10 protein-coding genes are annotated in these 14,168 nt (G+C 40.2%); all 10 read right to left on the bottom strand.

Annotation, left to right across the window (positions count from 1 at the left end; genetic code table 11):
• On the bottom strand, positions 1-715 hold a 715-nt coding region (locus Q9R36_RS26000), incomplete at its 3' end, for a glucosamine-6-phosphate deaminase (RefSeq protein ID WP_311226181.1).
• A complete protein-coding gene (locus tag Q9R36_RS25995; RefSeq protein WP_311226180.1) occupies positions 712-3,117 on the bottom strand; it encodes a glycoside hydrolase family 31 protein in 2,406 nt (801 codons plus the stop codon). The genes Q9R36_RS26000 and Q9R36_RS25995, both read right to left, overlap by 4 nt.
• Before the next feature lie 68 nt (positions 3,118-3,185).
• Positions 3,186-4,004, bottom strand: coding sequence for a carbohydrate ABC transporter permease (locus tag Q9R36_RS25990; RefSeq protein WP_009792776.1), 819 nt, complete (start codon positions 4,002-4,004; stop codon positions 3,186-3,188).
• The gene (locus Q9R36_RS25985) at positions 4,001-4,936 is read right to left on the bottom strand and encodes a carbohydrate ABC transporter permease (RefSeq protein ID WP_009792775.1); all 936 of its coding nucleotides are present in this window, start codon (positions 4,934-4,936) and stop codon (positions 4,001-4,003) included. The genes Q9R36_RS25990 and Q9R36_RS25985 overlap by 4 nt, the downstream gene beginning before the upstream one ends.
• A 71-nt stretch (positions 4,937-5,007) precedes the next feature.
• Positions 5,008-6,294, bottom strand: coding sequence for an ABC transporter substrate-binding protein (locus Q9R36_RS25980; RefSeq protein ID WP_311226179.1), 1,287 nt, complete (start codon positions 6,292-6,294; stop codon positions 5,008-5,010).
• Entirely contained in the window at positions 6,294-7,379 is a 1,086-nt protein-coding gene (gene bglB / locus Q9R36_RS25975) for a beta-galactosidase BglB (RefSeq protein ID WP_311226178.1), read from the bottom strand. Before bglB ends, Q9R36_RS25980 begins: the two co-directional genes overlap by 1 nt.
• Complete coding sequence (locus Q9R36_RS25970; protein WP_311226177.1) at positions 7,370-9,868, bottom strand: hypothetical protein; 2,499 nt, start codon at positions 9,866-9,868, stop codon at positions 7,370-7,372. The genes bglB and Q9R36_RS25970 overlap by 10 nt, the downstream gene beginning before the upstream one ends.
• 129 nt (positions 9,869-9,997) lie before the next feature.
• Entirely contained in the window at positions 9,998-11,560 is a 1,563-nt protein-coding gene (locus Q9R36_RS25965; RefSeq protein ID WP_311226176.1) for a response regulator, read from the bottom strand.
• Positions 11,553-13,322: a sensor histidine kinase gene (locus tag Q9R36_RS25960; protein ID WP_311226175.1), complete on the bottom strand. Its 1,770-nt coding sequence runs from the start codon at positions 13,320-13,322 to the stop codon at positions 11,553-11,555. Before Q9R36_RS25960 ends, Q9R36_RS25965 begins: the two co-directional genes overlap by 8 nt.
• A 2-nt stretch (positions 13,323-13,324) precedes the next feature.
• A complete protein-coding gene (locus Q9R36_RS25955) occupies positions 13,325-13,966 on the bottom strand; it encodes a YesL family protein (protein ID WP_311226174.1) in 642 nt (213 codons plus the stop codon).
• Between the last annotated feature and the right edge of the window lie 202 nt (positions 13,967-14,168).

Here is a 14,168-nt window from a genome sequence, read left to right as displayed (position 1 = left end):
TTCTAAAAGCCCCCTCCTCCAAATAAACATAACAATCCCTATGAGTCTGAAGAATGGTTGCCGGAAGCTCATTCGTGACTTCACCGTGTATCATCCGATGAACTGCCTCAGCCTTATTGGCACCATTGGCAATCACAATCACTGTGTTACTGTCCATAATATGCTGAGTCCCTAATGTGATTCCTTTTGATAGTTCTCTTTCGGTTTCGAAGTATTTTTGTCCGACAGATTTTGTGTTTTGATCAAGGTTCACGACGTGGGAGAGACAGTTAAATGAAACACCTGGTTCGTTGAATCCTAAGTGTCCGTTGACTCCTATGCCCAGGAGCATGAGGTCGATATTGCCATGATCCATGATATATTGATCGACTCTTTGGCACTCTTGCTGCAGGTCTTTTGCTTTTGCATCAAAGAAACAGATGTTTTCTTCCTTTATCTTCAGGGGGAGAAATAATGTTTTCCATAATGTCTCCTGGCAGCTGCCAGAATCATTTTTATCCATTCCAACCCATTCATCCAGCCCTACGAATTTACACGAACCAAAATCGACTTTTTTATCCGCTGCTAAATCTGCCAGAATTTCAAATGTTCCAATCGGTGTACTTCCCGCTGCAAAGCACACCAAAGCATTAGGATTTGCATTTACAAGTTCGGCTATTTTTTCGGCAGCAGCTTTGGACATTGCCTCATAATCTTTTAAAACAGATACGTTCATAACACACCACTTTCTATATCCTTTACCGTAAAGGGATATCTGCTATCAGTCTTTTCTCCGTTTATACGCACATCTCTTTTTTCTGTTCCGGGAAGGTAGACATTAATAGAATCATAGGGAACTTTATAGCTTCCTTCTATATAAACATTTATATCCACAAGGCCGCTTGTTGTTTTAACCTTTACTGTTACATAGGAAAACTCCCCATTTTTATAATTCACAGAGAGGCCATCATCTTCATAGAATTTATGGGTGGTTTCTCCTTCTCCAGGGATAGGGTATATGAGAATTCCCCTTTGATCTTCATGCTTATTATTGAAGGTTATTTCTCCGTCCCGAATAGGGAATGCCGAACCTGCCCTGGAGAACAAAGGGATTACATCCAATGGTGCATCTGCTTCAATGGTTTGCCCGCCTTCCAGCCATTGTCCAGAATTCAGATCGTACCATCCGTTTTCCTCTTTCGGCAGATAGACACTGCGCTTTGTGGCTCCTTTTTCAACCACACTGCAAACCAGAAGATTTTCCCCCACCATAAAATCATCATTTTCAGCAAATGTGTTTGGGTCATTTTCGAAATAATAAAAGGTTGGAGCCAGAATCGGTTTATATTCCTGGTTAGCTTTGTAGAGTAAATGATAGAAATACGGAATCCACTTGACGCGCTCTTTCATGAATTTACTTATGATAGAAAGATGCTCGGGGTACATCCATGGTGCGTTGACTGTATCGTCTTCATTCCAGGAGTGTATCGTAAATCTGGGATGGAAAATACCATTCTGAATCCACCTGATCAATAATTCCGGTTCCGGTGCAAAGCCATTAAATCCCCCGACATCATGGCCGACATTGTACACACCGGACAAGCTTAAGCTCAGCCCCATTTTGATATTAAAACGGAGTGTTTTCCATTCTGTAAAATTGTCGCCGGACCATGTCTGCACATACCGCTGCATGCCCGGGCACCCGGAGCGTGAAATTAAATAGGGACGGAGATTTGGTGCATATTCCTTTTGGGCTTCAAAAGAAGACTTTAACATCAGTAAAGTTTGAATAGGTTTGATATAGTCAACCGCAATGCTATTGCCAAATCCAAATGCCTGTGCACTTTTATCCCAAATTTCGTATTCATTATTATCATTCCATGTAGAGTCGATTCCATAGGAAAGAAGCTGTTCCTTCACCTTCTCCTTCCACCACAGGATGGTTTCAGGGTTCGTAAAATCAAGATAAGAACCTTCATCATCCCAATATTGCACTACATCCGGGTCCTGATTATTTTCAGCTTTAATGAACATTCCCCTATCAGCCAGCTCCCGGTAATGAGGATGATCCTGAAGCAGGCAGGGTTTGATATTGGCGCAAATACGCAGTCCATGATCATGAAAATACTGTATCATTCCCTGAGGATCAGGCACCTTGCCGTGATTCCAGTGGAATACATATCTCTTTTCTCCTATAGTTGTATATCCTGATGATAATTGAAAAGAATCGCACGGGATATCGTATGTACTGCAGGAATCAACAAATTTCTTTAATTGCTCTTGCGCATCCGGCGCATCGGTATAAGCCATTGTGGACCCAGAATAGCCAAGGCTCCATTTAGGCGGGAACACTGTTTTGCCGGTAAGCTTTGAGTATTTTTCCACTACATTCCGGATATTTGGCCCATAGATGAAATAATAGTCCAAATCTCCTTTTTCAGCATGATAATATCTGTATAATCCATGATAATTATCCAATTCAGCACCCAGATCAAAGACAGAATCTGAATAATTATCGTAAAACAAACCATATGATAATTGAGACTTTTGGTTATGAGTAATATAAAACGGTATATGCTTGTAAAGAGGGTCTGTAAACTCGGCATCATAGCCCATTGCATCGATGGCTTGCATTCTGTAGCGCTTTCTTGCTTTATTGAGGGTCCCGCTCTTCTCGCCTAATCCGTAATATAGATCATCTTTATACCGTTCAAGATAATGGTAAACTCCTTTGCCCAGCTTGTTGTTATAATTATAGCTTTGTGTTTTTCTATCATTAGAGATTAATACGTCCTCCCCATTCTCTTTCGCATACCAGGAAATAATGAATCCATCCAGCCGGATAACAGCCTTTAACAGTTTGGTTTCGATTATTATCTGATCATTTCCGATCTCACGCTGATAGGCTGGCAGCGAGAAAGGAGATAGATCAAATCGGTCTCTCCCTTCAAAAGGGATATCTTCTGCTTCTGGCGCAACCGTCCAGGTAGCTGTTAAAGCAGGCTGGTCTCCTGTACTCATAAACACTCTGCACAGGTCTTCCTCAAGAATAAAGAAATGGATGTGCTTATTATTGCACGAAAAGATCAGCTGATTGTCCTGCTCTTTTACTAGTTTATATCTCCACTTCAACCTCATATTTTCACCTTTTTCTAAAAACAGAGATAAACCTAAAGGGTCATCTCTGTTTGAATGGTTATTTAGAATCAATCTTTCATGCCGGAAGTTGCGAGTCCCTGTATAAATTGCTTCTGGAAAATCAGGAACACGATCAGCACTGGAACCATGGTCACTACTGACATAGCAAGCAGGCTTCCCCAGTCAACATTATATTCACCAATGAAATTAGACAGTGCCAGCTGAATGGTATATTTCGTCGGGTCGCTGATTACGATCAAAGGCCAGATAAAGTCGTCCCATCTCCACATGAAGGAGAAGATGGCCAGAACAGATATGATTGGCTTTGCTATAGGCACAATGATTCTCCAAAAGATTTTCCATTCTCCTGCTCCATCTATCCTGGCAGCTTCAAGAAGATCATCCGGCACTGTTAATAGGTATTGCCGTATTAAAAATACCCCTGTTGGTGTTGCGGCAGGCGGTATAATAATGCCCCACAGCGTGTTATATAAGCCAAGTTTACTGATGACGGTAAAGATCGGCGTCATGATTACTTCAAGCGGGATCATAAGTGTAGAGATAAATCCTATCAGCAGGAATGTATCGCCTTTAAATCTGTATTTCGCAAGGGCATAACCAGCCATTGTGTTCACCAGCAACGTGAGAAAGGTCGCCGTTACAGTGACAATCGTACTGTTCCAAAAATATCTGCCAAAATTACCTTTTTCAAAAGCCAGCGTAAAGTTTTCTATCGTTGGATTGTCCGGGATAAACTTAGGAGGCCAGCTATATAATTCGTTTGAATCTTTTAACGATGACAATATCACCCATATGACAGGAAAAATAAAGATAATCACTAGCAAAGTCAATGCAATATACAGGAGCAAGCCAGGCTTCTTTTTCAATCGATTGAGCCTCCTTTCGTCCACTTGAATTGGATAATCGTAAAGATGGCAATGACAATAAACAGAACTACTGACATGGCACTTGCGTAACCCAGTTCACCTTTTTCAAAGCCAAATTCGTAAATATACTGAACCAGGAATGTTGTTTCCTTCGCAGGTCCACCGCCTGTCAAAGCCAATACCAGCGGATATTGCTTAAATGACTCAATCAGCAGCAGAATCAGCACCAGCAAACTGGTCGGTTTTAACAGCGGCAGAGTGATCGTCCAAAACATTCTGGCCTTTGAGGCGCCGTCTATTTGGGCAGCCTCATAATAAGAGGTTGGAATACTTTGCAGGCCAGCCATGAAAATGATCATAAAAAATCCGATTCTGGCCCAAACAGTCCCAACGACAACAGAAATTTTTGCAAAAAGCGGATCTGACAGCCAGTGTACAGGTTCAAGCCCCGCTGATTCCAGCATGTAATTCAAGATTCCAAAGCTGTCGCCAAAAATCCATTTCCAGGTAACGCCCACTATGATGGCTGATAACATGGTCGGCCAATAAAAAATGGCGCGAAAGAAGCCTTTGGCTTTAATTTCCTTGATCAATAAAACGGCAATGCCGAGGGAACTCACAAAAATGAGCGGCACTACTGAAAAAGCATAAATGAAGGTATTGCCGAAAATCCCCCAATACTCGGAACTGGCAAACACTTCTTTATAATTTTCCAATCCAATAAAGTTCATCTCTGACAGGCCATCAAAATCAGTAAAAGAATAGACCAGCCCTACAAATGCCGGTACAACAATAAATATGAAAAAGATTAGAAAGTTGGGAAGGACAAACAGGTACGGAGCAATTTGTCTATTAAATTTGTCTTTTCGAAAGGAGAATCGTTTAGCAGGACTTATTGCTGATTGTTCATTGATTTTTGGTTTCACCTTCATCACCTACTGTCCTCTGTTTTTAAAAGTGGTGACCACCCATTATGAGGTGATCACCACTAATAACAAAACTGTTATTCTTGATCAGCAATAGCCTCTTCTAATAGCTCTGCAACTTTGTCCATTGCTTCTTGAGATGAAATTCCGCCGCTGAGTGCTTCTACAACCGCATCTCTCATATCAGTTGTCACTTTTGAAATGACTACCTGATTGCCCCAATCATTTGCAGCAGCTTCTGGTGTATTTTCCAATTCATTTGAGAAAACCTTAAACATTTCTTTGCCAAATTCATAATCCAATTCGTTATTGTCTTTTCTTGCACTTAAGAATAGTGATTCCTGGTTAAACTTCGCATTCACTTCCTGTGATGATAGGTATTTAATAAACTCTGCTGTTTCATCTTCAAGTCCAGTATTTTTGAAGCCCAGGATATACTTCCCGCCTGGAACTGAAGAACGGATTTCTGCTTTTGGAAGGTAAGTTACACCCCAGTCAAAATTTTCAATATCCTTGTAGTTGCTCAGCATCCAGTTTCCGGCTAAGTGAGCGGCAGCAGTGCCTGAACGGAAAAGGTTATTAGGATTTTCTCCACCCAGCCAAACTGATTCAGGAATGACCTCATCTTTATGGAGCTTAATAAAATTATCTAAAGCAGCAACACCGTTTTCATTGTTAATGGCAGGAGCAGATAGATCTTCTGTAAAGATACTTCCGCCAAATTCATAGACCATAGTTGAATATCTATGAGGAGTAAAGTCTACTAATAATCCGTATTTCGCTCCGCCTTTTTCTTTTACTTCTTGAATGGCATCTGCGAATTCATCCCAAGTCCAGACATCATCTGGTGACTGCGGAACTTCTACACCTGCTTTTTCGAACAATGTTTTATTGTAAATCAGACCGTTTGCCGTCACATCCATTGGAGTAGCGATGATTTTGTCATCTTTTACATAGTAAGGCTTGATAGAAGGCAGGAACTGTGAAGTAAACTCTTCAGCACCGCCCACATATTCAGTAAGATCCAGAGCCTGTTCTGCAAAGATGCCCGTATCAGTCACACGTGCCAATGCAGGCGGCTTTCCTCCTGCAATCATTGTTTTTAATTTAGTATTAAAATCAGCATACGCAACTTCAATTAAATTGATTTCAACATTCTCATTTTCTGATTGATAGTCTTTAATAATGTCTCGCATAACATCGCCTTCAACACCATCAGTAAACCAAAGATAATCAAGAGTTACTTTTTTGTCTTTTGACCCGCCGGAGCCATTTGAGCTTGAGCTGTCAGAGCAGGCTGTTACACTGATCAAAAGAACGGCAGCCAGTAATGACATAGAGATCATTTTTAATACTTTTTTCATCAATATTTCCCCCTTTTCATTGAAAACTCCATTGATTCTATTAACAATAAGATGGTCAGCGCCTGGCCGTATGTCATTGGGCTAATGGGGATGTTCTGATAGAAATCACGATCCATCCCGACTGGTGTTCCGTACGAAACTTTCAGCACTACACCTTGAGGATCTATTTCACGGATGACTGCTTCTAAGGCTTTTAACCCTGTCTGCAAGTATTTCTCATCCAGATAGCCTTTTCGTATGCCTTTCAGTATGCCAAATGCAAAGGCAGCTGTTGCGGAGGTTTCCTCATAAGACTCCGGATCATCCAGGACTGTGTGCCATAGACCGCTGTCCGCCTGCAGTTCTGCTAATGCCTTCACCTGGCTGTGCCAGGTATCCAGCAGATAATCTTTGATGCCTTTTTCCAGCTCTGCGATTTCTAAGTATTCCAGCAGTCCGCATGTGTACCAGCCATTGCCTCTTCCCCACCTGACAGCACCGTAATTATGGTTCTCGTTAAAGTCCCAGCCATGGAAGAAAAGACCTGTTTCTTTGTCATATAAATATTTAATATGAATGAGGAACTGTTTTTTCGATTCTTCGATATAGTCCGGACGGTTGAAATACGTACCTGCTTTAGTTAGAAACAGCACGGTCATGAACAATGTATCAATCAGTATCTGGCCGTCATTGGGATCACCGGTTATCATGTGCTGCAAAGCGCTGTCACCGGTACGGATCATATCTTCCATAATCCATGTACTCCACTCATCACATATCTTGATGTATTCAGGATTTTTTGTTTCTTCCGCTAAATACATCAGCGTCAGCAATGGCGACATGGTGTTTACATTTTTCTCCGGCAGGCCTTCTTCAATTCTTTGATCAAACCAGTTTAATAGAAAGTCGAGGGTTTCTTTATCATTGGTCAGCTTATAATATTTATATAGTCCATAAATCCCTACACCCTGCGGCCACTCCCATAAATGGATATCTATCAGCCCGATTGGGAATTCTTCTATAAAACTCTCATCATTTTTCAATGATTTCATCGCATTGGTAACAAGCTTTACTTTTGAGTCAATCAGATCTGCCTTTATGTCCATTGTTCAAGAACTCCTTCCGCCTGCTGATTTCCGTTTGACTGGATATTATCATTCACCTTGAATGGTGAATTCCATGAACTATGGATAACCCCGTGAACGGGATCCTTGAAAATGACTTCTTCTTCATCAGCATGAATCTCAGCCCCTGCCATACTATCTATAAAGTCACTGAAGGCAGGAAACTGATTTACATGGCTGTTGCGGATGATCCAGCTGTTGTCTCTTCCTTCGGATATCAGCTCACGATTTTTATTCTGGCCTTCCTCTTGAAGACGGATTCCATTTTTGGCGTATAGAGCAATATAAGAATCATCTATTCTTCCGAAGCACCATTTTTCAGTTATTTTGACCTGGTCAAAAGCAGCAATGGGGAAATAGGCATGCGTATAGGCGATTTCATTTTCAGGGCTGATTTTATAGTGGACCATAGCAATATCCCTATATTGGTCCACCTTTGGCAATATGCCATTTCCAGCCCAAAAGCTCGGCCTGCCTGTTCCAAGCTCTGCTTCTTCTCCCGGATGGTTAATCCACACGGTCGCTTCCGGACTGAGTATAGAATGGATCACATGTTCCGAGTAGCCATTTTTCCAGAGCCTGTATTCAACCGCGCTTGATAATAAACCGTATCTATTCTTAAACGTATAAAGATCAACAAATCCTTCTGACCCCTGGTGATGCTTGAAAATAATGTTTTCATTAGGCTTTAAATGAATGAGTGATTTATATTCAGGCGGTTCATAATTTGAGATAGAGAAAGATACAGCTGCAAAAGTGGCATTGTTCAGGTTTCCTTCTCCGTAGCCTATCCAGAGTAAAGAAGTAGTGGCGTTATTATAATTTCCTTTCAGCTCTTTCTCGTATATACGGCCATGAGAGCAGGAAAGGTAGCCATTATGGCTATTAAGAGCCATTAATCGAAAGGTTGTGTCCAGGGCCTTCTTGGCTTCCATTTTCAGCAGCTTATCATCTGCCAGGTCATAGATCTGGAAGAAGCCCATCGCATTAATCGGAATATAAGCACTTGAATTCCATTCTGCCAAACCTTCTTCATGGAATTTGTCAAACCACTTCTGAAGCCTTTCCTTTGCTCTTTCAGCATGAGCGGCCCCTGTTATATTTGCATTTGGGAATAGATCATCCGGGAAAAGCTGTCCTGCCAGATACTCACAGGTGTGGAACAGCAAAGCGTGGTTTTCACTGAAGAACCACATCACATCGTCTCCAGGCTCATCAAACCAATAGCGGTAATTCAAAATAGCACTCTTGCATTCTTCCCAGAAACCTTCCTCAAATAGTTCTGTTTCACGGAAATCGATCCAAAATCTGAAAAGCTGATTCAAGTAGAAATCACTGCAGTCATATCTTGCATTGATTACTTTAAGCGTGTCCCTTACTATGGACTCTGCAAGGTCTTTATCTGTTCCAGTCCTGACAAGGGCATATGCACGGTGAATATCGCTGCTCCCGTATCTGGCGATAAATGATAGAGCTTGCTCTTTTCTTTCCAGTAAACTATCCTTTATGTCTACAGGCACCAGTTTATCTGGATACAATTGAAGGAACATATCTTTTTGGATCGCTATTGATTCATGTTGAATGGCTACCTTTAATAAAGCATTGCCCATTCCCAATTCTTCAACTTTCCCAAAAGAAACTTCACTGGATCCAGGAGGCGCAGCTTTTGCCAGATCATGCTGTTCTCCCCACCATTCCGTTTTAAAGCTGCACTGCAGCAGGACTTCTTCCTTTAAAGGATTTTCAAAATGAATGATAACATCTCCATTTTTAACAACATCGCTTTGGAAATAGGCGCCCTTTAGAGCATTCTCTAAGGAATGAATGTCATCAGCTGCTAATTTCCCGATCGGAAGCATCATTTCCAATGGTTCAGTTCCAAGATAATCTAATCGGAAATAATAAAGTGTGTCCCGTTCTGCCAGATCTTCATAGAAAATCAAAAACTCATTGTCGCCTTCTTTCAGGACTGCCTCAAACTGAATATTCTTCTCAAGGTTTCTTGTGTAGGGCGAAAACTGCAATACTTTTTCCCCATTGATCCAAACGGCTGCACTGCCGCAGGTGAACATTCTAAAAGGAACCTTCTGCTCTATATCTGATCGAATATGAGTAAGGGCCCATGATTTCAGATGGGTGGGCTGCTGCCAGAATCCGGATTGTTCCACCTTTTTATTTTTCCAGGGAAAATAAAGCCTCCATTCTTTCGCTGTTTCCCCGTATAACAGTGGTTTTCCTGGGAATGCTTCCGGGATATGTATATTATCTATGCTGATTTCATTATGGGCGTCTATAAATTCTTTTCTGCTTGGATTTTCAAATACAGAGAAGCCTTCGGTTAACCAGCGATTTAAATCGCCAGTTACATTCATCGTAAGGCGTCTAAAGGATTTCTCCTCTTCAAACGTACCTGCGATGAGCCAGCGGTTTACCGGCTGGCCAGGCTTCAATGGATATTTAATCTGACTCAACGGTTTTCCTCCCTCCCTTTTGTAAACGCTTGCATTTTTCATAAAAAAAAATCCTTCTTGTTTTTATTCTATCGAATAAGAAGAAGGATAAGATGTTGAAAATTTTGAATATTATGTTTAAAATTTTGACTATTTGCTTTTCTTATATTGAGATGGAGTTGTACTCATGAATTTTTTAAACACCTGGCCGAAATATCGTGCATCTATAAAGCCAACCCTTTTAGCCACTTCGTTTGTTTTTAAATCAGTAGTATCCAAAAGCTTTTGAGCCATCTGCATTCTTTTTTCTGTAACAAAATTAATCAGGTTTTCACCTGTCTCTTTTTTAAATGTTCTGCTTAGATAACTTACATTCACATCAAGTTTATCAGCGATATACTGTGCACTCAGATCAGGATTGTCATATTGCTGCTCGATTATTTTTTTTGCCTGCTCCACAATCCCGATATTGTTTTCACTCATCTCTTCGTATAGATGACTTTTTATGTTGATGATCACTTTCTTCATGAAATCCTGTAACTCATCTATTGATGTGCATTTCTCCAGCTGCCCGTATCCGACAGATATTTTAAAGTGTTTATCCCATTTAGATACGAGCAGTCCCAATTTAATGAGAAGCTCCAGGCATTGATTTAAGATGAACGGCTTATCATATGTGTACTTCAATTCTTTAAAAAGAAGTTCATATTCTTCCAAAATCCTTTCAAGGCTCCTCTCTTCAAAAGATTGAATAAAGCTTTCCAGACTGTTTGTGTTTTTATCCTCAGAATGTCTCTGCTTTTGATCATTAAAAATATGAACTTTCCCTTTTCCTGCAAAGTAACTCCTCTTCAAAGCTTCAGCTGATTGCAAGTAAGAAGAATGTAAACTGTTTACAGATGAATAGATTCCGCCAATACCAATGGATACACTTAAATGATCTATTGCTTTGAGGCGGTCCATAATTTTATCTGATACATCCCTAACTCTCGTTTCCAATACCTTGCTGGGGACACCTATTGGAAAAGAGGGCAGAATAATCATCTGATTGTCATTAGCTACATACCGTGCTGTGATATTATTCTTCTTCAATATTTCCTCAATGTACCTTATGATAATCGGGCTGGGTGCTTGATTCTCTTCATAAGCATCAACTTCAATTGTTAAAACGGCTCCTTTTCCGAAAGTGAGATGAAAGCTTTCTATTTTATCTCTCAGATCTTTCGAATGAACAGTCCCTTTCACTGTAATATCATATAATAATGATTGCTCGATCAGCGGGATATTCTCCTGGAGAGCAGACTCTAAATATTGATAATTCTTATCCTGTTCTCTTTTTTCCTCGATATTCTTCACAGCATTTCTAATCACATTCATCACTTCTTCTTTTATTGTAGGCTTGAGCAAATAATCAAAAACACTGTATTTGAGAGCTTCCTTAGCAAAAGTAAATTCATCATGCCCAGACAGCAGAATCATAATGGTATTTTTATAATGCTGATGAACATAGCTGGCCAGCTCGAGCCCTGTGCAGCCTGGCATGACAATATCCGAAACAATGATATCAGGCCTCAGCTCATCAATCATTCTTTTCCCCTCCAGGCCATTCATAGCAATACCTTGAATCATACAGTCCAGACTGGCCCAATCAATCTTCTCGGATAACCCTTTCGTGATCATGGGCTCATCGTCAATAATAAGAACTTTATACATTCTTATAGCCCTCCCTATGAACAGGCAGCGTCATTTCAAATACGGACCCGACATTTTCATTGCTGTCGATTTTCAATCCGTATTCTCTGCCAAATAGCAGCTTTATGCGATTCTGAACATTCAAGATTCCATTTCCTGTCCCTTTATTCTCATCCCGGTTCACATAAACTCCTTTAAGCAATGCTGACATTGTCCTTTCGTCCATCCCAACACCATTATCGATTATTTGAATATGCAATAGATCATTTTTCAAATATCCCTTAATGAGCAAATAACCATTCTCCAGTTTCTTTTCTAATCCGTGAATCATCGCATTTTCAACGATCGGCTGCAGGATCAGTTTGGGGACGAGGCATTTCTTTGCTGCTTCGTCAATTTGCATTGAATAATGTATTTTATCCTGGAACCGGATCTTCTGGATTGTCATGTAATCATCGATATATTTTGCTTCTTCTTCCAGCCTGATAAATTCCTTATTGTTGGATATGCTTGATTTTAACAGTCTGCTTAACGCAATTGTCATTTTGCTCACTTCATCTGTTTTATCAAATTGAGCCATCCAGTTAATAGCATCCAATGTATTGTAAAGGAAATGGGGATTGATCTGGGCTCTTAGTGCCCTCAATTGGGCTTCCTTCTCATTGATATCCTTCTGATAAATATCTGAAATCAGATTGTTGATTTTATTCATCATTTTATTAAAGCTATCCCCAACTCTTCCAAGTTCATCTTTGCGGTTAATTTGAACCTGGACATGGAAATTATCTTTTTCCACCTCATCCATAACAAGCCGCAATTGATTCAGCGGTTTTACAATATAATGTGTACTGATCCAAATCACAACAATGCCAATAACGATAGCCACAAATCCTATTAAGAAAATCGTTCTCCCAATTAATACAGGTCCTGCTGAGATCTCATTCAGACTTACTAAGGAAATGATTTTCCAGCCTGTTAATTCAGACTGATAGTTATTCACAATCATCCTTCCGTCACCCGGAATATCCACAAAAGACGACTCAGAATCAATTGAATTATAATCCAGATCTGATGCCCATGAAGTAAATGCATCATTTCCACTGTCTTCAGCATTCGTTAAAACAACATTACCTTCCTGATCCAGGATGATAATATGCCTTTCTTCAGTGGGATCATACTTCTGGATCCGGTCTTCTAAGTAAGAGGTTTTCATGGACATGGTTAAATAGCCAATTTCATCCATCTTGTATGAATGAATGCCGTATATCAGCCGATTGGCCGTAATGACCGAGTTTTCCACTTTCCATGTTACTCTCCCGCTGCTGTCATACATATTGGGGCGAAGTTCATTAAAGAAATTGAAGTCTTTATTATTAACACTTCTTCTTAAGTTCACCCTGAGATTTTCAGTATCATATAGATTGATAAGGTCAACCTCATTGAACATAACCGTTTCATCCACCACTTGGGATGCTAAATATTTATTCAGGAGATGCATCTCTTTCCCCGTATCATATTTAATTTGCAGCAAACGCTGGATTTCATTGTTAAACGTAACCCCATCCATGACATCATTAAAAGATTCCACCATGTCATCAATACTTTTACTAATCTGGGTGACCATCACTGTGTTATATCTAATCGCTTCATTAACCTGTATTTTAATGGCAATATTATATGTGAATACTGCTGTCAGCCCTATGATTAGACTGATACTAAGCGCATTCTGGAACAATAATTGATTCTTTAAATGGCGGAACTTTGGAAAGCGGAAGTATTTCATAGCTATACCGCTTTATCTGCTGAAAAACTATGAGTGGACTTCTTTTTCATATTAATGATCGTATTGCCTGAAATCCACATAATAACCATACTTGTTAAGCTTGCACCAAAAAAGAAGAGTACAGGCTGAAAAGTCGAGAAGATCAAGTAAAGGAGGATGCCTCCCATGCCAATGCCAATTGTGCTAAGCGGCCGGTACACGCCCAAAACACAGGCATATTTTATACATTGCATAATAGTAAATTCATGCAAAACGTAGATAGGAAAAATGTGCAGCAGCACTATTACATATAAAATTGCCAAAACCACCACTAGGGCCGCAAGCACCTGAAAAGGCAAACCATTCATACCCGAGAAAAGATGCCAGTCAATAAAAAGGACTGTCCCGGCTGTTATCAGGATTAGCCCCAGCCTGTTACCCTTTAAAAAGTTCTTCTTATAAGCGGAAAAGTAATGACTGAATATGGGTGTATCCCATTCTCCCTTTTGGTATTTTCTCGCAATCTCGAACAATGAAATGGTTGATGGAAAAAGACCTAACACCACTCCACCCACTAAGGTAAAAATGACCCATAATATATTTAAAATGGCCAGCCGCATAATCCATTCACAAAGAGTATACAAGCCTTGAACGAAGCCTTTCATTCTATTTACCCCTTCCATGGAACCGATTACTTTTTTCTAATATAACAAAGATGGAAGGTGAACGGGATATAAATTTTTATTATTCTAAATTTTCATACACAAAAGGCCCAGAAACTTTCTGGGCCTTTCTTTGTGCATGGCTATATAAATGACTTGATATACATTTGTGAAACAAGATTATTCGGGAGGTGCCTGTGCTCGA

It is taken from the genome of Bacillus sp. AG4(2022), from assembly GCF_031844465.1.
Lineage (GTDB): Bacteria > Bacillota > Bacilli > Bacillales > Cytobacillaceae > Bacillus_AB > Bacillus_AB infantis.
The sequence above is the reverse complement of the archived record's forward strand: the minus strand, read 5'-3'. Positions and strand labels throughout refer to the sequence as shown.